Annotated in this window: 19 protein-coding genes and 1 pseudogene; 5 read left to right on the top strand and 15 right to left on the bottom strand. The window is 55.9% G+C overall.

Going from position 1 to position 22,169, the window contains the following annotated elements; genetic code table 11:
- Positions 1–145 precede the first annotated feature (145 nt).
- The 10 genes and pseudogenes from thiC to ACR0NF_RS14655 all read right to left on the bottom strand — a co-directional run bounded on the left by thiC (position 146) and on the right by ACR0NF_RS14655 (position 11,259).
- The gene (gene thiC, locus ACR0NF_RS14610; RefSeq protein WP_480778484.1) at positions 146–1,945 is read right to left on the bottom strand and encodes a phosphomethylpyrimidine synthase ThiC; all 1,800 of its coding nucleotides are present in this window, start codon (positions 1,943–1,945) and stop codon (positions 146–148) included.
- A 438-nt stretch (positions 1,946–2,383) separates the two neighbouring features.
- Positions 2,384–3,397, bottom strand: coding sequence for an ACR3 family arsenite efflux transporter (arsB, locus tag ACR0NF_RS14615; RefSeq protein WP_480778485.1), 1,014 nt, complete (start codon positions 3,395–3,397; stop codon positions 2,384–2,386).
- The gene (arsJ, locus tag ACR0NF_RS14620; RefSeq protein WP_480778486.1) at positions 3,394–4,659 is read right to left on the bottom strand and encodes an organoarsenical effux MFS transporter ArsJ; all 1,266 of its coding nucleotides are present in this window, start codon (positions 4,657–4,659) and stop codon (positions 3,394–3,396) included. Before arsJ ends, arsB begins: the two co-directional genes overlap by 4 nt.
- Complete coding sequence (locus tag ACR0NF_RS14625) at positions 4,656–5,654, bottom strand: ArsJ-associated glyceraldehyde-3-phosphate dehydrogenase (protein WP_480778487.1); 999 nt, start codon at positions 5,652–5,654, stop codon at positions 4,656–4,658. The genes arsJ and ACR0NF_RS14625 overlap by 4 nt, the downstream gene beginning before the upstream one ends.
- Entirely contained in the window at positions 5,651–6,484 is an 834-nt protein-coding gene (locus ACR0NF_RS14630) for an arsenate reductase/protein-tyrosine-phosphatase family protein (RefSeq protein WP_480778495.1), read from the bottom strand. Before ACR0NF_RS14630 ends, ACR0NF_RS14625 begins: the two co-directional genes overlap by 4 nt.
- A gap of 285 nt (positions 6,485–6,769) precedes the next feature.
- Complete coding sequence (locus ACR0NF_RS14635) at positions 6,770–7,444, bottom strand: aspartate/glutamate racemase family protein (protein WP_480472102.1); 675 nt, start codon at positions 7,442–7,444, stop codon at positions 6,770–6,772.
- Positions 7,444–8,730 (bottom strand): annotated as a pseudogene (locus ACR0NF_RS14640) (TRAP transporter large permease). Before ACR0NF_RS14640 ends, ACR0NF_RS14635 begins: the two are co-directional and overlap by 1 nt.
- Positions 8,730–9,251: a TRAP transporter small permease gene (locus ACR0NF_RS14645; RefSeq protein WP_480667697.1), complete on the bottom strand. Its 522-nt coding sequence runs from the start codon at positions 9,249–9,251 to the stop codon at positions 8,730–8,732. Before ACR0NF_RS14645 ends, ACR0NF_RS14640 begins: the two are co-directional and overlap by 1 nt.
- Positions 9,252–9,255: 4 nt before the next feature.
- Complete coding sequence (locus ACR0NF_RS14650) at positions 9,256–10,356, bottom strand: TRAP transporter substrate-binding protein (RefSeq protein WP_480667698.1); 1,101 nt, start codon at positions 10,354–10,356, stop codon at positions 9,256–9,258.
- 57 nt (positions 10,357–10,413) lie between these two features.
- Positions 10,414–11,259, bottom strand: coding sequence for a MurR/RpiR family transcriptional regulator (locus ACR0NF_RS14655; protein WP_480472099.1), 846 nt, complete (start codon positions 11,257–11,259; stop codon positions 10,414–10,416).
- 258 nt (positions 11,260–11,517) lie between these two features.
- Here ACR0NF_RS14655 and ACR0NF_RS14660 point away from each other — a divergent pair, with 258 nt between their 5' ends.
- A complete protein-coding gene (locus ACR0NF_RS14660) occupies positions 11,518–13,113 on the top strand; it encodes a FumA C-terminus/TtdB family hydratase beta subunit (RefSeq protein WP_480472098.1) in 1,596 nt (531 codons plus the stop codon).
- A 15-nt stretch (positions 13,114–13,128) separates the two neighbouring features.
- Complete coding sequence (locus tag ACR0NF_RS14665) at positions 13,129–14,073, top strand: LysR family transcriptional regulator (RefSeq protein WP_480472097.1); 945 nt, start codon at positions 13,129–13,131, stop codon at positions 14,071–14,073.
- Here the strand turns inward: ACR0NF_RS14665 and ACR0NF_RS14670 are convergent.
- From ACR0NF_RS14670 to glmS, 5 genes are read right to left on the bottom strand one after another with little or no spacing between them, the layout of a single operon-like run.
- Positions 14,048–14,899: an HpcH/HpaI aldolase/citrate lyase family protein gene (locus ACR0NF_RS14670; RefSeq protein ID WP_480778488.1), complete on the bottom strand. Its 852-nt coding sequence runs from the start codon at positions 14,897–14,899 to the stop codon at positions 14,048–14,050. The two genes, ACR0NF_RS14665 and ACR0NF_RS14670, sit on opposite strands and share 26 nt — an antisense overlap.
- Positions 14,896–16,053, bottom strand: a complete 1,158-nt coding sequence (locus ACR0NF_RS14675; RefSeq protein WP_480472095.1) for a CaiB/BaiF CoA transferase family protein — start codon at positions 16,051–16,053, stop codon at positions 14,896–14,898. Before ACR0NF_RS14675 ends, ACR0NF_RS14670 begins: the two co-directional genes overlap by 4 nt.
- Positions 16,050–17,297, bottom strand: coding sequence for a methylaspartate ammonia-lyase (locus ACR0NF_RS14680; protein WP_480667701.1), 1,248 nt, complete (start codon positions 17,295–17,297; stop codon positions 16,050–16,052). Before ACR0NF_RS14680 ends, ACR0NF_RS14675 begins: the two co-directional genes overlap by 4 nt.
- Before the next feature lie 15 nt (positions 17,298–17,312).
- Positions 17,313–18,779 carry a methylaspartate mutase subunit E gene (locus ACR0NF_RS14685; RefSeq protein ID WP_480472093.1) on the bottom strand — a complete coding sequence of 489 codons (1,467 nt, stop codon included), beginning with the start codon at positions 18,777–18,779 and terminating at the stop codon, positions 17,313–17,315.
- 15 nt (positions 18,780–18,794) lie between these two features.
- Positions 18,795–19,286, bottom strand: coding sequence for a methylaspartate mutase subunit S (gene glmS, locus ACR0NF_RS14690; protein WP_480778489.1), 492 nt, complete (start codon positions 19,284–19,286; stop codon positions 18,795–18,797).
- Between the two features lie 466 nt (positions 19,287–19,752).
- On the opposite strand from glmS, the gene ACR0NF_RS14695 reads away from it, so the two are divergent.
- The 3 genes from ACR0NF_RS14695 to ACR0NF_RS14705 all read left to right on the top strand — a co-directional run bounded on the left by ACR0NF_RS14695 (position 19,753) and on the right by ACR0NF_RS14705 (position 22,159).
- Complete coding sequence (locus ACR0NF_RS14695; protein ID WP_480778490.1) at positions 19,753–20,403, top strand: helix-turn-helix domain-containing protein; 651 nt, start codon at positions 19,753–19,755, stop codon at positions 20,401–20,403.
- A gap of 174 nt (positions 20,404–20,577) precedes the next feature.
- A complete protein-coding gene (locus ACR0NF_RS14700) occupies positions 20,578–21,474 on the top strand; it encodes a class II glutamine amidotransferase (RefSeq protein ID WP_480778491.1) in 897 nt (298 codons plus the stop codon).
- A 1-nt stretch (position 21,475) separates the two neighbouring features.
- Complete coding sequence (locus ACR0NF_RS14705; protein WP_480472089.1) at positions 21,476–22,159, top strand: protein GlxC; 684 nt, start codon at positions 21,476–21,478, stop codon at positions 22,157–22,159.
- The last annotated feature ends 10 nt before the right edge of the window (positions 22,160–22,169 follow it).

A 22,169-nucleotide genomic window follows, 5' to 3' on the forward strand; every position in this document is an offset into this window, starting at 1 on the left:
GCGAACAGGTCTTATAGGCCCGACAATCAAGCGAAGTACCCCGTGCTGAGATAAGTGAGAAAACGTCTGTTTGCACGACATGAGCAAAATACGCTGCAATCGTGCAGGTATCACCGGAGCCGGAATTCAGCTCCGGTGACATTTGTCAGCTCTGTTTGGGTTCCACAGGTATGTAGAGGTCACCACCTTCACGGAACCGCGCGGCCATTGCCTCCATTCCTTCCTTCTGCGCCTCAGACCGAATGTCGTGGCTGATCCGCATTGAGCAAAATTTCGGCCCGCACATGGAACAGAAATGCGCCACCTTGTGCGCCTGTTTGGGCAGGGTTTGATCGTGGAATTCACGTGCGGTGTCCGGGTCCAGCGACAGGTTGAACTGATCCTCCCAGCGGAACTCGAACCGGGCGCGGGACAGGGCATCGTCGCGACGTTGCGCACCCGGCAGGCCTTTGGCCAGATCGGCCGCATGGGCGGCAATCTTATAGGTGATCACGCCGGTTTTCACGTCATCCCGGTCGGGCAGGCCCAGATGCTCCTTGGGCGTGACATAGCAGAGCATCGCGCAGCCGAACCAGCCGATCATCGCCGCGCCAATGCCGCTGGTGATGTGATCATAGCCCGGCGCGATGTCTGTAGTCAGGGGGCCAAGCGTATAAAAGGGCGCTTCGCGGCAGCACTCCAACTGCTTGTCCATGTTTTCCTTGATCTTGTGCATGGCCACGTGGCCGGGGCCTTCGATCATCACCTGACAATCCTTGGCCCAAGCGATCCTGGTTAGTTCGCCCAGCGTCTCAAGTTCGGCAAACTGTGCCTCGTCATTTGCGTCTGCAATAGAACCGGGCCGCAGGCCGTCACCGAGGCTGAATGATACGTCGTAGGCACGGCAGATGTCGCAGATCTCTTCGAAATGTTCATAGAGGAAGCTTTCCTTGTGATGATGCAGGCACCACTTGGCCATGATCGAGCCGCCGCGGGACACGATACCGGTGACGCGGTTTACAGTCATCGGCACCATATGGAGCCGAACGCCCGCATGGATGGTGAAATAGTCCACCCCCTGTTCCGCCTGTTCGATCAGCGTGTCGCGGAATACCTCCCAGGTCAGGTCCTCGGCGATGCCATTCACCTTTTCCAGCGCCTGATAGAGCGGAACAGTACCGATCGGGACGGGTGAATTGCGGATGATCCATTCGCGGGTATTGTGAATGTTGCGCCCGGTGGACAGGTCCATCACCGTGTCCGCGCCCCAACGGATTGACCAGACCATCTTGTCCACCTCCTCTTCCATCGAGGAGGTCACAGCCGAAGTACCCATATTGGCGTTGATCTTGACCAGAAAATTGCGCCCGATGATCATCGGTTCGCTTTCGGGATGATTGATGTTGGCCGGGATGATCGCGCGGCCTGCGGCAACCTCGTCCCGCACGAATTCCGGGGTCACATAATCTGGTATGTTGGCACCCCAGTCATTGCCTTCGCGTTGCTCGGCCACAGCCTCGCGCAGTTGGTTTTCGCGGATGGCGATAAATTCCATCTCCGGGGTGATAATCCCGGCGCGGGCATAGGCCAGTTGCGTCACTGCCTTGCCATCCGTGGCGCGCAGCGGGCGCGGACGGACCGGGAATTCCGGGGTCAGCCGATCCCCGTCGACAAAGCCATTATCCTCGGGTTTGATCTCGCGCCCGTCATACTCCTCGACATCGCTGCGCGCCTCGATCCACTTTCGGCGCAACGGGGCCAGACCTTGTCGAATATCAGTAATCACATTCGGATCAGTGTAGGGACCCGAGCTGTCATAGACCGGCAGCGGCGGTTCACCGGCCGTTGGATGGACCGAGATTTCGCGCATCGTGACGCGCACATCAGGGTGCCGCGTGCCACTCACGTAAATCTTGCGCGACGCTGGTAATTCACCCGTGGTGATCTTGGGATTGGGGACGTTCATTATGGTGCTCCTCAAGCAATTCAACTCAAAAAGACACCAGATGAGTCGTGGCTTGGGGAAACGAGAGGGCGTGGAGCCCCCTTGTTCGGAGAGCGCCTGCCCGGTTTCCGGCCTGCGCACCCTAGCTTCCTACGCCAGTGTCAACTGGGTCAGGTTCAAAGGGTCGCGTCGCCGGGCAATGCCCCGTCAGCCTCTCAGTCCCCTTGGTGGGACTCCCCTGCGTGCGAAATTTGTATTGCATGTTGTGCGGAGTAACAACGCATAGGTGTCACCTTCACCATCATTTGGACGAAGAACTTCGTGACAGTTGATTTGTTGCGGCACCGGGGCAGCTTGAATCATACCTCTTGGCGGTGAACCCCTTTTGTCAATAAGACCTAAGTCCGACCAGAAGCGGCGGATTTACTTCAAGGTGTGAATACCAAAGGGATCGCGACTTTAGGCAGGTTGGAAACGATCACGCGTTCGGTTGGCGAAGGCGACCAGCGAGAGCATTACGGGGACTTCAACCAGAACGCCTACAACCGTCGCCAGAGCTGCGCCTGAATTCAGCCCAAACAGGCTTATGGCGACGGCAACGGCCAGTTCAAAAAAGTTGGAGGTACCAATCATCGCGCAAGGAGCCGCGATACGGTGCGGGACCTTCAGCGCATAGGCCGCCCCGTATGCCAGGGCAAAGATCCCATAGCTTTGTATCAGAATCGGGACGGCGATCAGGACGATGACCATCGGTTTGGACAGAATCGTCTGGCCCTGAAGACCGAACAGGATCACCACCGTCGCAATCAGCCCCATTACGGACCAAGGTTTGACTCGGGCCGAGAAGCTGTCGATGGCCTCTGACGATCCTAGCCGCTTACGGGTGACCAGACCGGCGATCAAGGGAAGGATGACGTATAACACGGTGGCCAGAACCAGTGTCTGCCACGGGACCGAGATATCGGTGACCCCCAGCAAAAAGGCGACGATAGGCGCGAATGCGACAACCATGATCAGGTCGTTGACCGAAACCTGAACCAGCGTATAGGTGGCGTCGCCTTTGGTCAGCTGCGACCAGACGAAGACCATTGCGGTGCAAGGCGCGGCACCTAACAGGATCAAGCCAGCGGTATATTGCGCGGCGTCTTCGGGCTCAATCCATGGCGCAAAGACATAGTCGAAGAATAATACTGCCAGAAGGGCCATGGTGAACGGTTTGATCAGCCAGTTGACCGTTAGTGTGACGATTAGGCCTTTCGGCTGGCGTGCAACACCTGCGACCGCGCCGAAATCGACCCCGACCATCATGGGATAAACCATGGCCCAAATCAAAACGGCCACGACAAGATTTACACTGGCAATCTCGGCTGAAGCCACAAGCCCGACCAAACCGGGTGCAGCCAGACCGATCAGCACACCTGCGACCATGGCGAGGGCGACCCAGACGGTTAAGTAACGTTCGAAGATGCTCATGAATATGCCTCGTTAGTCTGGTCTTGCAACTTGCCGGACGTGAGCGCAGCTAAGGCAACCATTACAGCCGCCGTGCCCAGCACAAGGGGCAGCCCACCGATCTGATAGGTGAAGCCAGACAGGACGGTTCCGACAAGGCGGCCTGTCGCGTTGGCCATATAGTAAAAGCCTACATCCATTGTGACCCGCTCGGACTTGGTGAAGGCGAGGATCAGGTAGGAATGCAGTGAAGAGTTGACGGCGAAGATCGCCCCGAACACCAGCAGACCAACGACCAGCGTGATCGTCAGCCAGGTCTCAGGACCAGATGACAGCCAGGCAGCCAGCGTCAAAGCCGCAAGAACGCAGAACAGTGCTACGGCCCAGTTACGCGCAGCGCGGATCAGGTCTTCTTCGGAACGGTTCGTGGCGCGCAGGATTTTGGGTGCGCTGGCCTGAACTGTTCCGTAAAGGATGATCCAGAATGCCATGAATGTGCTGATCATGAAAAACGCGCTGCGGTTGCCCACTTCGGTGCCGTCGGACAAGACCGCGTAGAAATAAATCGGGATTCCGACGACGAACCACACATCCCGCGCACCGAACAGAAAGACACGCGCGGTCGACAACCAGTTCACATTGGCAGATTTTGAGAACACCTCGGAAAACTTCGCGCCCTTACGCCCTTTGGGCAGGCCCGGCGGCATAAATCGAACGACGGCGAACAGGATTACCGCAAGCACGGCCGCCATGACCAGGATGGCCGCCTGAAATCCAAGCGTGGCCAACATGACAGCGCCCAGCAAGAAACCCAGACCCTTGACTGCGTTCTTGGATCCCGTCAGCACGGCCACCCAGCGGAACAACCCGCCGCCTTCTGCGGGCGCAAGCAGTTTTACAGCGGATTTCGAAGACATCTTGGCCAGGTCTTTGGCCACTCCGCTCGCCCCTTGCACGATCATGACAAAGGCGACAGACGCACCAACCGCCCAGTCGGGGTTTAGTTGTGTCAGAGCCAGAAGCGCCAACACTTGCAACCCAAGCCCCGCATAAAGCGTCGATGTCAGCCCGAAGCGCGCCGCGATCCAGCCCGCCGCAAGGTTCGTCACCATCCCTGCGATTTCATAAAGGACAAACAGATAAGCCAGCTGTATCGGCGAGAAGCCCAGCGTATGAAAGTGCAACAGCACCAGCATCCGCAGTGCGCCATCCGTCAGCATAAAGGCCCAATAGGCCGCGGTGACTGCGATATAGGCTGACAGTCCCTCTGGCCGTTCGGTCACAGCGAGGACCCAACCATCAGCGCAACATCGACCAGACGATAAGCATAACCCATCTCGTTATCGTACCACGCATAGATCTTCACCTGAGTTCCGTTCACCACCATGGTCGAGGGCGCATCAATGATCGAAGACCGCGCGTCATTGGTGTAATCGGTGGATACCAAAGGCCGGGTTTCATAGCCCAGAATACCCTTCAGCTCGCCTTCGGCGGCGGCTTTGAAGAAAGCGTTGACCTCTTCAACAGTGGTTTCACGCTCAACCTCAAACACGCAATCGGTCAGCGAGGCATTCAGCAAGGGAATCCGGACTGCATGGCCGTTCAGCCTGCCTTTCAGTTCGGGATAGATAAGCGTGATTGCCGTTGCTGAACCTGTGGTGGTGGGGATCAATGAATTCAGCGCCGATCGCGCGCGGCGCAAATCTTTTGCGGGGCGATCAACGATAGTTTGCGTGTTGGTCACGTCATGGATCGTAGTCATCGAACCGTGACGAATACCAAGGTTCTCGTGGATCACCTTAACCACCGGCGCCAAGCAGTTGGTAGTGCAGGACGCTGCCGTCACGATATGATGCGTGTCGGGGTCATAAGTGTCCTCATTGACGCCCATGACAATATTGGCGGCGGTGTCATCCTTGACCGGGGCTGAGACAACAACCTTTTTTACACCCGCTTCGAAATAAGGAGTCAGCTTCGCCTCGGTCTTAAAGACGCCGGTACAGTCAATAACGACATCGACGCCGTCGAATGGAAGATTGGTCAGATCCTTGGTGCCAACGAAGGGCAGGCGTGTGCCATTGATCGACACACTACTGTCGTCATGCGCGAACTCTGCATCCCAGCGACCATGCACCGTGTCGAACTCCAGCAGATGCGCATGCATTTCGGGATCACCGACCGCATCATTGATCCAGGCGATGTTTGCACCTTTTTCAAGCAATGGCTTCAGGGCCAGTTTCCCCATCCGGCCCAGACCGTTTACCGCGTAAGTCGTCATTCCGCGTCCTCAAGTTGCGTCCTGCCGATGTCATCCACGGCGGATTGCAATGCGATCCGGTCAAGGCTTTCGACCGGCAAAGAGGTAAAAGCCTGAATACGCCGCTTGAGCGCACCGTAAGCGTTCTGGAATGCGAGGCTTTTTTCAGCATCAGTGCCTTCGGCTTTCACCGGATCTTCCATACCCCAATGACCGCTAATTGGCTGACCGTCCCAGGCAGGGCATTCCTCGTTTGCAGCCTTGTTGCAAACAGTGAAGACAAAATCCAACTGGGGTGCGTCTGGGCCGGAAAACTCAGCCACGTTCTTGGATCGCAGCACGTCAGTGTTGTGCCCTTTGTCTTTCAGGACCTGCACCGCAAACGGGTTTAGTTCCGAAAAGGGACGTGTTCCTGCAGAATAGACGTTGAACCTGTCTCCGGCGATATCTCGCAGCAGCGACTCGGCAAAAATAGACCGCGCCGAGTTGCCGACGCAGATGAAAAGTACGTTGAACTTCCGATCCGTCATTGTGCCTTTTCCTTGCTTCAGGGGCATGCAGATATCAGGGCGACCGCGGCAGCAATCGTTCAGCAAAAAGCCGAGCATGTGCTGCACGTTCTTCATATCAACTGAATAGAGCAGAGAAGTGCCGACACGTTCCTGGGCCACCAATCCGGCCCTTAGGAGCGCATTGAGATAGCTCGACAGAGTACTGGCCTTGATGCCGAGTTCAGACGCCAACTCGCCTGCAGGTACCTTGTCAGGAAAACGTCGCATTAGCATGCGAAACACTGACAGGCGCTGCGGGTGGCCAAGAGCTGAGAGTTGATTCGATACTACTTCTACCATATTTCGCGAAATATCGAAATATAAACTATACGTCAACGGTTCTATTTTCATGCTCGAACCGACCGCATCACGGCTTAAAAGCGCAAGTGAAAAACTCAACCATTAGCGCTTGGCTGGATATAGATTCAGATTCCGGAGCCACGGCATATGGCCGACGACGCTAGCTTCGAATAATGCGTTGCAACCTATGTCGCCGGGCTCGCCATTTGCGGGCATCATTTTGAGTGGACCGCGTAATAGAACGGGTTCTCGGCATAGTCGTGCAAGAATTGCCGCACTTTAACGTCAAGCGCGAACGGTCGTATTTTCTGTTTGGCTAGTGACGGCGCGCATTAATCCTACTGCAGCTTGTGTGCCATCTATCAGAGGTACAGGAACAGAAGGGCCGATTTTGCGGGCGAAACCGGCCAATGGACCTCCTCCGAGAACGATAGAAGACGCACCTTGGGCGGCAAGGTGTCGGCATTTTGCGCTCAAGGCGTCATGCAAGCGGGATTGCACCGTTCCGGGATCACCTTGATCACCACCAGTGACGGACGCGATGCCTATCAGCGCGTCGGTAAGGCCCAGTTCTTTGACTTTTTGAATAAGCGGTGGGGCGACTCTGTCACCGAAGGTTACGATCCCAAAATTGCCGCCTAAAGCGTGGGCAGCGGTGAAGGCAGCGCTGGCGATACCAATGACTGGCGTATTGGGTCGAAGGCGTCGGATGTCTTGGGCGCCTGTATCGCCGAAAGAGGCCAGAATGATCCCGTCGCATGGCTGATCATGAGCGTCAACGGCGGCTTTCACGCCATCAACCGCCAGGCGGGTATCGGCATCCGTCACGATGAGTTCCGGACCGAACGCAGCTGGCATAGTTGTGAAGACATCACCTGGCGACGCCACGGCATCTGCGGCCTCTTTGATCTTGGCGGTGACGCCTTCTGACGTATTCGGATTTACAATCAGCAGCCGCATCAGAGGATCACCGACGGTAGCCAGAGAGAAATGAAGGGAAATAGGTTAATCAGGATCAAGGCAATGATCATCGCGCCAATGAACCAGAGCATCGAGGGGATGATCTTCGCGATGGAAATCTTCGCAATGGCGCAGGTGATCAGCACGACCGATGCGACGGGGGGAGTCTGCTGGCCAATCCCTAGGTTAATCGTGAGGATCAAACCGAAATGCACCCTGTCGATTCCAAGCTGATCGGCAAGCGGCAGAAAAATCGGGACCAGCATCAGGATCGCTGGTGTTCCGTGGATGATGGTGCCTGCCAGCAGGAAGAAGATGTTAATAGCGGCCAGAACCACCCAGTAATTCTCGGAAATACCCAAAATAGCATGAGCGATATCCTGCGGAATACGCTGGTTGGTTAGATACCATCCCAGAAGTGTCGAGGTTGCCACGATAAACATGAGCATTGCTGACCGTTTGCCCGCGACTCGCAGCGTGTCGATCAACGTGCCGATCCGAACTGTCCGGTAAAACACTGCGGCCAGAACGATTGACCAGAACGCGGCAATGGCGCCGGCCTCGGTGGCGGTAAAGATCCCGCCCAGAATACCAACGAGGACCAGCACGGGCAGCGTCAGCGGAATGAGCGCGTCCTTACCGGTCTCTGCAACGCGTGAGAAGGAAAACGCACCTTCCGTTGGATAGTTGCGCCGGACTGCCAACATATAGGTTGTGCCCATCAGCAGCGCACAGACGAGCAAACCTGGCACAATGCCCGCAGCGAACAGTTCCGCAATCGATGTATTGGCCACATAAGCATATAGAATGAGGTTCAGTTATGGTGGCACTATGATCGCCATGGTCGCTGATGTGGAGGTGACAGCCGCAGCAAAAGCCGCCGGATATCCTCGCTTGCGCATCTGCGGGATCATTACCGACCCAATCGCCGCAGCATCTGAGGTGGCGGTGCCGGAGATTTCTGAAAAGAAGAGCGATGTCAGAATATTGACGTGTGCCAACCCGCCCCGGATGTGTCCGACAAGGGACGATGCAAAGGCGATCAGTTTCTCGGCGATCTTGCCCTGATTCATAATCTCGCCTGCAATCATGAAAAGCAGCGCTGCCACCAGCAGATAGTTGTTGGCCCCTCCAAAGGGGATCAGCCCGATGATCTGCGGTGCAACTGCAGGATCAAGCAAGATCATGGTTGCCGCCGTGACGCCAAGCACGAAAGCGATTGGCAATCCGGCAATCAGAAGGGTGACGAGGAGAATCAGGATGATCCAGCCAGGGTCAAGAAACATCAGGCGTCGCTTTCGGGTAATAGATCGTCAGGGTGGATACTGCCGGTCATGATGCCGACAAGGCGTACGGCGCAAAAGATCACGATGAGCACCCCCCCGACCGCCATTGTGCCGCGAAACAGGATCATTGGCAGATCAATAGAGATCAGCGACCGGCCCGCAAAACTCTCTGCGGCAATCCCGCCATACCAGGCCAGCAGTGCTCCGAAGCCGCCCATAAGGATCAGGTTGGCCATGGTAACCACACGTTTCAAGGCTTCTGGAAAAACGCGTAATACGGCGTCAAAGCCCAAATGTTCGTTTGTCCGGGTTAGATAGGCCGCGCCGATAAAGGTCAGAGCCGCCAACATGTGTGCCGGAAGCTCTTCACCCCAGGACACACTGTCGTTCAGGATGAACCGGGCAAAGACCGCCCAGTTCAGAAGCAAAAGCAATAAACCCGCCATGGCTACGACCAGCGCGTCGAGCGCTGCGGTGATCCATCTGTCACCAATTTGGATAAGCGTGGCCAAGTGGTTCATGAGCCTACTCGATACCCAGAGCAGTCTTGGTCGCTTCGATCATGTCCGCGCCAATCACGTCAACAAACGTAGGGCTTTCATAAAGCGGCGCGGCTGCGGCTTGGAATGCAGAAAAGTCGATCTCATTCACTTCCAGCTTGTCCGACAATGCAGCGATGGTTTCGGTATCCGTTTTTTCACCCCATTCGAACGTCCAGGATGCAACTTCATTTGCCACTGTCATCAGCGTTTCTTTTAACGCGGGATCGAGGCTGGCCAGATAGGGTTCGCCAAAGACAAGGAATGTCGGCAGGTAGACGTGGTTTGATAGCGACATATAGCCTTGCACTTCGTACAGCTTAGCCGTGTCTACCACGTTTGCCGGATTTTCCTGTCCGTCGATGGTGCCCTGATCAAGCGCCGAATAAACTTCGCCAAACGAAAGCGGTGTTGCATTTGCGCCAAGCGTGTTGAACATTTCAACGCGTTGCTTGTTTGTGGGGGTGCGGATTTTCAACCCTTCCAGATCATCGGGCGTCACAATCGGGCGCACCTTATTGGTGATCTGACGAAAGCCATTGTCCCACATCGCAGCAAGCACCATGCCGCTACCATCGAACCCATCGGCAAGCATTTCACCAGCGGGGCTCGCCGCAAAAACTTGCACGGCGGAACGGTCTTCAAAAAGATATGGCAGATCGAAAATCGCTGTGCGCGAATTGATCTGGCTCACAGCAGAGGCAGACAATGAGGTGTGGTGCGTGCCTAGTGACAGGCCCTGCAGCACGTCTTCTTCCTTGCCAAGCGTGTTTGACATGAAGATCTGTACGTCGATTTCTCCGGGTGCAGCTTCTTCGACACGCCGTTCGTATTCTTGCAGGAAGACATGCGCAAAAGAGCCCTCCGGAAGAGACGAATTGATCTGAAGGACAGCCTCAGCGGCGACGGAAAATGGGAAAACAGCAGCAACTGTTGTCATTACAAAGTATCGTGTCATCGGTCGGGCTCCTCGTGAGAGACAGTGAAGATTCGTATTGATAGTATGAAAAAAATTTTTCACATAATGTGAATTGTGAAATAGTATTTTCACATCATGACACGCGATTTGCTTCAACTGAGCAGGCAAGGCCTGTTGGAGAGTGTTTTTGGACAACCGAAAAACAATCTATCCGGATATGCGTGTTTAGAGTTCGGCGAACCGACCGTGGATGTCTTCGATCTTGGCAAGTCGGTTTCGGCCCTCGGTGCCGGAACGCTCCAAGGCTCGCGCCGCGATCAAATTACAAACCGCCAGTACGCCCGTGTGATCAAGCAGGGGCCCGTTCGATGCGGTAACGCAGGTGAACCGCCACGTCACCGGAAGTGCTTCTATTGCAGGGGCGTCGCCAATAAATGCTGTTCTGGTTCCTGCATCAAGCGCTGCCGCAGCGAGAGTCGCCGCGTTGCTTGGCGCCCGGCGCAATCCAATCAGCATCAGCACGTCTTGGGGGCCAAAACTTGCGGCGGTTTCGGCCAGAGTTTCGCCCGGGTTAGGGACAAGGCTGACCTGCGGCAGCACTTGGCAGGTTTGCCACGAAAGGTAATTCGCCAACGGATAACCGGACCGAAATCCAGCGACCCAAAGGCGCGGTGCGGCGTACATGGCTTCGACAAGATCGTTCAGGGCCTGATCGTCCAATGCTTCGAACGTCTTTTCCAGGTTGCGTCGAGATTGCTCCAGATGAGGCGCTATAGCATTCCCCTCCGACGTGCCTCCCGCCGCCAGCCGATGCAATGCGGCACCGGTTTGTCCTTCATTACGAACCGCCTTACGCGCGTCTTCATAGGATGCGTACCCGATCTTGCGGACGAACCGGGATACTGTGGCATTCGAAACGCTTGCCAAACCGGCGATTTCGGAAGCTGAATAACCCGCCAAGTCGCCCGGAAAACTAAGTATCGCTTCTGCCAACCTCCGCTCGCTTGGGTGAAGCTCTGGCAAACTGGCGCGCACACGCGCAATGAATGACTGTGATGACGCATTTTTCATATATGCAAAATGCGTTTCATAAATCCTCGTGTAAAGCGCTCGATCGTTTGTCTGTGCTCAACCAGAGTTAGCCAAGCCAAAACGGTGACCGCGTGGCCGGGCCTTTCGACTAACATTGCCGCAGCCAAAGAACAGGTGATGGAAAGTCCGTCCGCTTTCTTCGCAGTCACATAGTAAAATAATAATTAAAAGTTATCAAAAAATGCCATTCATTAGATATCGTTGATCATTTTTACTGTTGCTGCTAAATCTCGCACCATGACTCAGCTTTCAAAAACAATCGCCAACACGCGTTACAAATACCTTGGATCAGAGGGACTGGAGACGGTTCATTTCGAGGGCCAGGCTTTTCTGAAGGTTTCACCTGAGGGCGTCAGAACGCTTACGTCTACCGCATTCGCGGAAGTGTCACACCTATTTCGCGCCAGTCACCTTGCGCAGTTGGCAGACATTCTGGAGGACGCCGAAGCCTCGGCCAACGATCAGTATGTGGCATTGGAGTTACTCAAAAACGCCGTGATTTCAGCAGAAAGGGAATTTCCCAGCTGTCAGGACACGGGCACGGCCATCATCCATGGCAAGAAGGGGCAGAACGTGTTGGTTCAGGGCGATCTGCACGAGGCCGTGCGTGAAGGTGTACGAGACACTTGGGAGACCCGCAATCTGCGGTTCTCTCAGATGGCGCCGTTGACTATGTTCGAGGAGCAGAACACCGGCACCAATCTACCCGCACAAATCGACATTGAGGCCCATACCGGCGACGCCCTTGATTTCCTGTTCATGGCCAAGGGCGGCGGATCGGCCAATAAGACCTTCTTGTTTCAGGAAACTCGCAGGTTGCTGGAACCTGAGCGTATTTTGGATTTTTTTGATGAAAAGATCAGGACTTTGGGCACCACCGCTTGCCCGCCCTACCACCTGGCCATTGTTGTTGGCGGCTTGTCGGCCGAGCAATGTCTGAAGACAGTGAAACAGGCCTCGGCGCGCGAACTGGATGACCTGCCGACGACCGGCAGCCCGGATGGCCGCGCCTTTCGGGATATTGAACTTGAGGCGCAGATTCTGGACCTGACCCGCAATATGTCCCTGGGGGCACAATTCGGGGGCAAGTATTTCTGCCATGATGTGCGCGTGATCCGATTACCACGCCATGGTGGCAGCCTGCCTGTCGGGATGGGGGTCAGTTGTTCGGCTGATCGGCAGATCAAGGGGCGCATTGACCGAGACGGTATCTGGCTGGAGCAACTGGAACATGATCCCGCCCGCTTTCTGCCCACGGAAGATTTCGGGGCACAGCCTGCGACCCGGATCAATCTGGATCAGCCAATGGACGGCATTTGCGCGGCGCTGTCCGATCTATCCGTTTCCAGTCCTGTTCTGTTGTCCGGTACGATGATTGTTGCCCGGGATCTAGTTCATGCGGAACTCGCCCGATTGGTCAATGAAGGCCGGGACTTGCCCCGCTATATGCTGGACCATCCGATATATTATGCGGGTCCGGCCAAAACGCCTGACGGACATGCCTCGGGGTCATTTGGTCCTACGACCGCAGCCCGAATGGACCCATATGTACCGGAACTGCAGGCACATGGTGCGTCACGGGTCATGATCGCCAAAGGCAATCGGGCGGTGTCGGTTGTGCAGAGCTGCCAGCGTTATGGCGGATTCTTTCTGGGCTCGGTCGGCGGCGCGGCAGCGGTGTTGGGCAAGGATGTCATCAAAAGCATTGAAGTTCTTGATTTCCCGGAATTTGGAATGGAAGCCGTTTTTCGCATCAAGGTCGTGGATTTTCCCGCATTTGTGATTATTGACGACAAAGGGGGCGATTTCTTTACACGCAAGCCGAACCTTTGAAGAATAGGAATTGCGATGTCACCGTCGTCTGAAAAGATCACCTTACGCCAGTTGCAGATTTTTCTGGTTGCGATCGAAACCCGCAGCTTTGTGCGCGCAGCTGAGAGGTTGTCGCTGACACCACCTGCAGTATCAATGCAGATGAGCCGTTTGAGCGAGGCGTTTGGCGCGCCTCTGTTCGAAAAGTCAGGGCGCTCGGTCATTCCCAGTGAGGTGGCCACCGCCCTTGTGCCCTATGCCGAACGGATGACGGAAACGTTGTCCGAGGCGGTTGATGTGGTGCAGATTATGCAGGGTAAACTGGATCACCGTGTGCGGGTCGCCATGGTCTCGACAGCGCGCAATTTCGGGCCGCATCTGTTGGCGCAATTTCAACAGCAGCATCCCGAATGCGATCTGCAGTTCAAGATTGCAAACCGTCGTGAGGTAATCGCGATGCTGGATGACGGTCAGATCGATTTGGCGCTGATGGGGCGCCCACCGAGGCGGCTGGAAACGACCTCACACCAGTTTGCCAAGCACCCATATGTCCTGATCGGACATCCGGACCATCCGCTGGTACGATCCAGCCGCATCCGCCGGTCAGATTTGCCTGCCCATAATTTCCTGGTGCGCGAGAAAGGGTCGGGAACACGTATGGTACACGAACATTTCTTTTCCGATTCAGGGCTGCCGCAGCCCCGAGCGCAGGAAATGGAAAGCAATGCCAACATCAAACAGGCGGTCATGGCGAATATGGGATTGGCTTTCATATCGGCCCATACGATTGCGCTGGAAATCATGGCGAACAAGCTCAGGATTCTGAATGTCGAAGGCATGCCGGAATACCGCGATTGGTTTGTCCTTCATCTTCGCGACAAGCCCTTGCGCCCTGCTGCGCGTGCCTTTCGGGATTTTGTCGATCAGGAAGGGCCTGGTTTCATGCGAGACTTTTTCAAAGACGCCGGGATTGCAACATAGCCTGCGCCCGGACCACGATTGGGAGGTCTATCATTTTTCCGTCCAACATGATTGCCCCTAAACCCTGTCCAACCGCGGTTTCATATGCCTCGACGACACGGGTGGCATAGTTAATCTCATCAGCATTCGGGGCGAAAACGGAATTCACGACGCCGACTTGGCGCGGGTGAATACACATGACCCCATCAAATCCGATACTGCGTCCAAGCTCGACGCTGGTTCTGAACAGATCCATATTGTCAATTTCGGCGATGCTTGCAGGTAGCCCAATTGCTTCAAGACCTGCTGCCTTTGCAGCCCAGATCAGGGATTGTGCGGCAGGCTGCAGGGCGGCGGCGATGGGAAGACAACCGGAATCGGTCGAGAAGTCTTCGGTGCCGAAGGCCAGAGCTTTCAATCGCGGCGTGGATCGTGCGATGACTGAAGCGTGCAACAATGCCTCGGTTGTTTCGATAAGCGCAATCAGTCCGATCTGACGGTCCTGCACTTTGTTCTGGCGTTCCAGCAAGGAGAGGTAATCGTCGATCAGACGCAGGTGGTCCGCTCCTATGACTTTGGGCACCATGATAGCCTCGACCCCGGGTAGGATGGCGGTTTCAAGATCCCGCACGCATTCGCCTAGATCGGCATTCACCCGAACAATGACCGGCATATCTTGCGCCACCAGCGTTGAAACCGTGTCGGCCAGACCATCCCGCGCAGCCTGTTTGCGGTCACGCGGCACGCTGTCTTCCAGATCCAGCAGGATCGCATCTGCACCGCGTTCATGCGCGCGTGCCACCAAACCGGCCCGATGCGCAGGGGTAAACAGGTAGGACCGGATCATGCCGGGACCTGCTCGGCAAACTCCATCCGAATAATGTCGGAATGTTCGCCGAGCGCCGGGACCCGACCAAAATGCGGGGTTTCGGGGTCGAAGCTGTGGCGCACCGGCGCGGCAACCAAATGTGCCTCTTCGCCGTTTTCCAGAGTAACTGCCGTGCGGCGCAGCTGAGGATGCTCGGCAAAGGCTCCGACCGAGTTTACCGCGCCATAAGCGATAGCCGCATTGAACAGTTTGGCCTCCAGCGCGGCCCGGTCATGTGCTAAGAAGAAGCTTGCCACGATTTCATCAAGAGCGGCGCGATTGGCAACGCGCTGCGCGGCGTCGCAGAACCGGAGGTCCGTGGCCAGTTCAGGCTGTTCGATCACTTCGGCACACAGGCGTTTCCATTCGCGTTCGTTTTGGATCGAGATCGCCAGAATTTCGTTATCTGCCGTAGTGAATCCGCCATATGGTGCGATCGAGGGATGGTGCAGGCCCACCGGTTGCGGCGCATTGCCAGCGTAGACTGTGTGCATCAAGGGCACGGTCATCCAATCGGCGGCAGTATCGAACAGGGACAGTTTCACCGCGCTGCCCTCGCCGCTGATGCCGCGCGCAATAAGGGCTTTCTGAATGCCAATAATGGCGTTCATGCTTGCACCGATATCGCAGACCGACACACCGATACGGCCCGGATGGCCCGGGGCCCCATTTACGGACACAAGCCCGCTCTCGCATTGCACCAGAAAGTCATAAGCCTTCATGTCGCTATAACGACCATCCTCGCCATAGCCGCTGATGTCACAGGTGATCAGGCGCGGGTTGCGTTTGCGCAGCACATCCTCTCCAAAGCCGGCACGGGCAATCGCGCCCGGTGCAAGGTTCTGGATGAACACATCCGCCTTATCGAGAATCCGGTGTAGCAGCGCGGCATCCTCAGGGTTCTTGATGTCCAGACACAGGCTTTCCTTGCCGTGATTGGCCCAGACAAAATACGAGGCCGAACCTTTGACCGCTCCATCATATTTTCGGGCAAAATCGCCGGTGTCTCGTTCGATTTTGATCACGCGTGCGCCACCCTGGGCAAAGTGACAGGATGCAAGAGGTGCCGCAACGGCCTGTTCCAATGAAACAACCAGCAGGCCTTCGTAAGGTTTGAATGGGGTATCGGTCATGCGGCGTCTCGCGTCTGCAAAAGGGCAAGGGTGCGGTGCATTTCATTGGCAACGATTGTCATGCCTTCGTCAAAACCCATGCCAGGTTTGACCAGAACGCGGTCGGGCCGGGTCGCCATGGCTGCATGCAGGCAGGCACGGGCTGAGATATCGGTCTCGTTGCAGGTACCGCCCTGATAGGCCGCAACACCATTGGCCTTGCAGTAGAGAACGGCATCGATGGTATTGTGCAACGATCCCAGGTCCGGCGTTTTGATCTGAACCATGTCGCAGCAGCCAGCGTCAACAAAACGCATAACGTCCTCGAACGTGTTGCACCATTCGTCCGCGACGATTTTAACATTGCTACCAAGCGTCTTTAGAACGGTACGAATATCACCCAGCAGGGTGATCTGGCCCTCCTGCGATCCGGCATCCGCTGGCCCTTCGATATACAGATCGAACGGTGCAGCGCGGCGCTCCAGTGTGGCCAGATAGCTGGCGATCTTGTCAGCGTCATTGTCGAAGATCATTCCGATTGTGCCATAGACATCAATATGCAGCACCGGGTGATAGCCTGGATCGCTGCGCAGGTCCTGGATGCGCCGTGACAGCCACGTGACATATTCGGCCAGTTTGCCGCCGTTTTGCCCCAGTTTTTGCGGGATGTTGTTGATCAGGCCATGGGGCAGGGCATCGACGCGTTTCAACACCATCTTGTCCACGGCTTCATAGCGGTTGTCGCCACTTTGCCCGAACAGCTTCAACGGAGCGATAACCGGTTCCAACCCCCATTCGTCGCAGACAACTTCAAATTTTATCCTGCCTTTCGCAATAGCCGCGGCCGACAGCAAAGCTTGTGACAAGCCGTATCTGACCGCCGTATGCAGCGGCTGCCCGTCGATTGTCAGCTTATCGAAATACGCCGCACTTTTGCGAAAGTTTGTGACGTCGTGCCCGATCAACCGAGGGGCCAGATGTTGCTTTAGAAACGGGATGACCTGCCCGGCCAAAAACAGGGGATCGCGGCCCGCGGCGCCGGAATACTGAACTGCCGCACAATCGCCTTCGGCAATCTGCCCGTTGTCCAGTTCAAGCAGGATCGAAACGCTCTCTCCAAATTGTCTGACACGGGCGAAACCCTCGGTTATGGCCGCACCGCTATAGACGAAACCGTCCTGCTTGGCGCCCAGTTTGATGGCCGCCTGATCGTCAAAATAGTACGAGGCGAGCCCCGGAGCAAAAACGACATTCTTGATCTTCATCTTACACTCTGTGAGTTAGGCGGTGATCGCAGGGCGACCAATCAGTTTGCTGGCGGATATGGCACGGACGTCGTCGACCACCATGTCAAAGGATACGTCCCGCCCTTCCGCGCGGGCGCGTTCGGCGATCCGATCCTTGTGGAAGGTCATGACATCTTTGGGCAGCGGCACGTTCCCGGTCTCAAAGATCCTCAATGCCCCATGGTTGTCGCGCACTGGCGTCAGTTTCCCCGCGTTACCCGAGGCCGGAGCGAAGGGCACATCCATTACACCGGTTTCAAAGGCCAATACCGCACCGCGCGCGATGTCACCCTTTCCCAGTTTTAATACGGCGCGCATGACGGCGTGAACTTCGGCCTCGATCACTTCAACCTCAGTGAGGATTTCATTGCCGTCGTTCCGGTTCTGATCCGCGATCATGTTCACCATCTGCCGGGTTGCCTTAAGACCGGCTTGATTTGCCTCGAGTGAAGGAATCCCGCTGGCTTCATGCGGAGTCTTGACAATTATCTTAGTGGCCCGCGCTTGTTTGGCGGCCAAGGCACCCAAGCAAATTACCGCTGTGGCCTTAGCCTCGTCTTCGGGGAAGCCGCCCATCCACTGATGGAAAACGGTCGTCAGCTTGTAGTCCTCATAACCCGCGTTCTGGAAATAGTGATGACCCAACCGCCGCAGCGACCGCAGCGCTGCCACGTCCTGAACAAGATTGCCGGCCTGACCGTAACCCAGCGTGATACAGCGCACGCCCTGTTCCAGCGCCAGCAGCCCTTCGATGATTGCGACGACATGAGACACGAATGGCGGTACAAGCGTTCCGGTCAACGGGCCGAAAGGCTCGCGATTGATGCGCACACCGTGCTCTTCGAAACGCCCTACCAGCCGGTCGCAATATTGCCAGTGGCGGATCGACTGTTCCAGCGGGATATTCTTGGCATAGGGAATGTTGTACGAAATACCGCCGCCCTCGTAGGACGAGAACCCGGCGCTCAGCGTCACCTCGGTCAGCAGCCGCGCATCCGGAGTTCCATGACGCACCTGGATCGGCTTCGACACTGCATCCACCAGTTTTTCGCACCCGGTGACACCGTGATTTACAGCCGGAAACCCATTCAACAATGAGGTTCCGGCAGCGCGGGACCGATCGATGCCTTCCTGCGCCTCGTCATAGCGGTTGTGGCGCGTGTAGGCGTCGATGGTGGTGGGCAACACATCGCAATACGGGGACAGACCTTCCATCAACGCTGTATGTTCCCGCAACAACGCCACACCAGCGCGCGGCTGCAGCAGTGTTTTCCCTGTTTCGTCCGCTTGTGCCAGTGCCACCGAGAATTGCTTGTCCTCGGGCAGTGCAGCCTGACGCTCAACCGCGGTTTCAAAATTTACTTCGGAACCCGTGTGCCATGATTGAAGAACGGTTTCGCGTTCAGCGTCAAAAACGGCATCGGCCAGCCGGGTATTCGTGATCTCTGGCATGTCAGTCATGTCATCATCGGCCGTCTACACGGCAGCCCAGTCGGTAAATCTGACCGAGACTGCGCCGGAGTTATGGCCGATATTCGGAATGCGGCGCAGATCGATATCGTCCTTCAGCAATGCGACAACATCGCTGATGTTGACCGAGGCTGGAAAGACACGGTCATATCCCATGTCCTGAAAGCGCTGCGCAACTGTCGCAAAGTCCCGCTTGCCGATCACAAGGTTCCCGCCGACATACAACAGAATTTCCCCAATCCCCGCGTTTTCACATCGCTCACGCAGCCCCTGGCAATCGATCTCACCATGGCCATAGATCGATGACACAAGGATCGCGTCCGCATTTTCCGCAAGTGCTGCCGTGACGAACTCTGTCTGACTGACCATGACACCAAGATTGACGACTTCTATCCCAGCCCGGGTCAGCAGGCTGGTCAGGATCTTGTTTCCAACGGCGTGGCAATCAGCGCCGATTACGCCCAGAACTACTTTGTACGTTTTATCTGCCGCAAACATCTGTGGTGTCTCCTCCTGTCGCGCTGCCGGAGTTGGTAATTGCGATTCTCGTTATCGTAAAGATAAATGACTGACTTTTTATTATAGATAAATATTAGTTACTTGATGAGTGATCCTGGATGATATTCTCGGCAGGCCGAAAACGACCTCTCCGTTTAGAAGCTTATCCCGGAACCTTGCGAACGGTATCCGTTCTCTCAAGGCGTACTTGGCTGGATGTCAGTAGTCTTGGCGCCGGTTGTCGCAGCTGTCAGAACAATCAGGAAGCATACACAGAAAATCCGAAACACCGCTGCGACGGATCAATCGTTGTGCGCAAAAGCTCCTGATTGGGACGATCCCGTTACCGAAATCCGGAACCAATGCACTGAGATGAAAAAAACTTGTCCACCAAGACCGACTACCCAAATCAGGTTGTCATGTGTCATGGTTGGATTAGACATCCAAAGAGATCAAGAGGACCGGAATGGCGCAGGCCGAAACGACCGATGAAAAAGTGATCTTTTCGCAAGACCCACATAAAGTTCGGGACAGTAGCGAAAAGAACCTGGAAACTGCGATCGGGCGCGAGATCAAGGCTTTGCGATTGCAGCAGGGTACGACAATTGCCGAATTGTCGGCGCTGACCGGTTTGTCGATCAGTATGTTGTCCAAAATCGAAAACGGCGCAACTTCGCCTTCATTGACGACGCTGCAATCCCTTGCAGATGCGCTGAGCACACCGATTACATCGTTCTTTCGCCGCTATGAGGAAACTCGCAACGCAGTGCATACGAAAGCGGGCGAGGGCGTCGAGACCGAGAGAGCGGGCACCCGAGCAGGGCATCAGTACAACCTTTTGGGTCATTTGGGGGCCAATGCCAGCGGAGTCGTGGTTGAGCCCTATCTGATTTCGCTGACCGAGGAGTCGGACAAGTTTCCTACGTTCCAGCATGACGGGATCGAGATGCTGTATATGCTGGAAGGTGAGGTCGATTATCGCCATGGCGACAGCATCTATGCGTTGAAGCCGGGGGATACTCTTTTCTTTGATGCCGACGCGCCTCACGGGCCCGAGATTTTGGTGAAGTTGCCCGCCAAGTATCTGTCGATCATCTCATATCCTCAGACCAGTTGATCCTTAACGTCATGTTTTTGTTTGAACCGGGGTGGCAATCGCCTCGGGTGTTTAATGCATGCGAGCCAGCTTCCGTACGCATTTTCCCCACATGAAAATTTATTTCTTCTTGTTGTTTTCTTGAAGTTGGGCTGATAATGTCAGATTCGACAAAACTTCAGAGGGCAAAAGCTAATGTGCGGAATTGTCGGACTATTCCTTAAGGACCAGTCACTTGCGCCCCAATTGGGTTCGATGCTGACGGACATGCTGGTCACGATGACCGACCGGGGCCCGGACAGCGCAGGTATTGCAATTTATGGCGCCGAGGCGAATGGCGCTGCGAAGCTAACGGTGCAGTCGGATTCGCCCGACGATGACTTTCGAACCCTTGCGGCAGATCTTGAGGCCGCGATTGGAACAAAAGTTTCCTTGCGGTCGAATGACACTCATGCCGTTCTGGAATTGGACAGCACAAAGGTCGAGCAGGCGCGTCAGGCCGTGCGTGAGCTGCGCCCCGGACTGCGCGTAATGTCGGACGGCGCGACGATTGAAATCTACAAAGAGGTCGGCCTGCCCAAGGACGTGGCGGAGCGGTTCAACGTCTCGACCATGAGCGGTAGCCATGGCATCGGCCATACGCGGATGGCAACTGAATCTGCCGTGACCACCGAGGGGGCACACCCGTTCAACACCGGCTCGGATCAATGCCTCGTGCACAATGGGTCGCTGTCGAACCACAATGCCTTGCGCCGCAAGCTTAAGCGCGAAGGCGTTCGTGTTGAATCGATGAATGATACCGAGGTTGGTGCAGCTTACCTGACCTGGAAGATGCAGAACGGTGCAACTCTGGGTGAGGCGTTGGAAAGCAGCCTGGAAGATCTGGACGGGTTCTTCACTTTCGTCGTCGGCACAAAAGACGGGTTCGGCGTGGTCCGTGATCCGATCGCCTGTAAACCGGCCGTTATGGCCGAGACTGACCAATATGTCGCCTTTGGCAGCGAATACCGCGCGCTGGTTAATCTGCCCGGTATCGAAGACGCCCGCGTTTGGGAACCTGAACCTTCGACCGTTTATTTCTGGAGCCACTAATATGCAGACTTACGATGTTGCAGAAAGCGGCCTGCGTGGTTTGAACTCGACCCTTCAGGCGCAGAGTAAAGAGACCAATCAAACCAGTTGGGAAGTCCAGAACCCCAAGGGCAGCCACGCCATCGCGGTGGGTCTGGACGCGCCGATTGAAGTTACCGTCAAAGGCTCGACCGGGTATTATTGCGCGGGCATGAACCAACAGGCGACCATCAAGGTCGAAGGTTCGGTGGGTCCGGGTGTTGCCGAAAACATGATGTCGGGCACCGTGATCGTCGAAGGCGATGCCAGTCAATATGCCGGAGCGACCGGGCATGGCGGTTTGCTGGTGATCAAGGGCAATGCCAGCTCGCGCTGCGGGATTTCCATGAAAGGGATCGATATCGTCGTCCATGGCAATATCGGTCACATGTCTGCGTTCATGGCACAGGCAGGCAATCTGGTGGTCTGCGGCGATGCGGGCGATGCGCTTGGCGACTCGTTGTATGAGGCGCGGCTGTTTGTGCGCGGCTCGGTCAAAAGTCTTGGCGCGGATTGCATTGAGAAAGAGATGCGGCCCGAACATCTGGAACTGCTGGCCGACCTTCTGGAACGCGCCGGAACGGATGCGAAGCCGGAGGAATTCAAGCGCTATGGCTCGGCCCGTCAGCTCTATAATTTCGACGTCGACAACGCAGCCGCTTACTGAGGACGAAGGG

The organism is Ruegeria sp. CF4, assembly GCF_056537345.1.

What these genes read in the sequence shown, in the direction of transcription:
- ACR0NF_RS14670 (WP_480778488.1), bottom strand. Translation starts at nt 14,899, where the DNA reads ATGATCCGGTCCTACCTGTTTACCCCTGCGCATCGGGCCGGTTTGGTG.
- ACR0NF_RS14630 (WP_480778495.1), bottom strand. Translation starts at nt 6,484, where the DNA reads ATGGTAGAAGTAGTATCGAATCAACTCTCAGCTCTTGGCCACCCGCAG.
- ACR0NF_RS14645 (WP_480667697.1), bottom strand. Translation starts at nt 9,251, where the DNA reads ATGAACCACTTGGCCACGCTTATCCAAATTGGTGACAGATGGATCACC.
- ACR0NF_RS14680 (WP_480667701.1), bottom strand. Translation starts at nt 17,297, where the DNA reads ATGAAGATCAAGAATGTCGTTTTTGCTCCGGGGCTCGCCTCGTACTAT.
- ACR0NF_RS14625 (WP_480778487.1), bottom strand. Translation starts at nt 5,654, where the DNA reads ATGACGACTTACGCGGTAAACGGTCTGGGCCGGATGGGGAAACTGGCC.
- ACR0NF_RS14660 (WP_480472098.1), top strand. Translation starts at nt 11,518, where the DNA reads ATGACTCAGCTTTCAAAAACAATCGCCAACACGCGTTACAAATACCTT.
- arsB (WP_480778485.1), bottom strand. Translation starts at nt 3,397, where the DNA reads ATGAGCATCTTCGAACGTTACTTAACCGTCTGGGTCGCCCTCGCCATG.
- ACR0NF_RS14685 (WP_480472093.1), bottom strand. Translation starts at nt 18,779, where the DNA reads ATGACTGACATGCCAGAGATCACGAATACCCGGCTGGCCGATGCCGTT.
- ACR0NF_RS14700 (WP_480778491.1), top strand. Translation starts at nt 20,578, where the DNA reads ATGTGCGGAATTGTCGGACTATTCCTTAAGGACCAGTCACTTGCGCCC.
- ACR0NF_RS14695 (WP_480778490.1), top strand. Translation starts at nt 19,753, where the DNA reads ATGGCGCAGGCCGAAACGACCGATGAAAAAGTGATCTTTTCGCAAGAC.
- ACR0NF_RS14705 (WP_480472089.1), top strand. Translation starts at nt 21,476, where the DNA reads ATGCAGACTTACGATGTTGCAGAAAGCGGCCTGCGTGGTTTGAACTCG.
- ACR0NF_RS14635 (WP_480472102.1), bottom strand. Translation starts at nt 7,444, where the DNA reads ATGCGGCTGCTGATTGTAAATCCGAATACGTCAGAAGGCGTCACCGCC.
- ACR0NF_RS14675 (WP_480472095.1), bottom strand. Translation starts at nt 16,053, where the DNA reads ATGACCGATACCCCATTCAAACCTTACGAAGGCCTGCTGGTTGTTTCA.
- ACR0NF_RS14655 (WP_480472099.1), bottom strand. Translation starts at nt 11,259, where the DNA reads ATGAAAAATGCGTCATCACAGTCATTCATTGCGCGTGTGCGCGCCAGT.
- glmS (WP_480778489.1), bottom strand. Translation starts at nt 19,286, where the DNA reads ATGTTTGCGGCAGATAAAACGTACAAAGTAGTTCTGGGCGTAATCGGC.
- thiC (WP_480778484.1), bottom strand. Translation starts at nt 1,945, where the DNA reads ATGAACGTCCCCAATCCCAAGATCACCACGGGTGAATTACCAGCGTCG.
- ACR0NF_RS14665 (WP_480472097.1), top strand. Translation starts at nt 13,129, where the DNA reads ATGTCACCGTCGTCTGAAAAGATCACCTTACGCCAGTTGCAGATTTTT.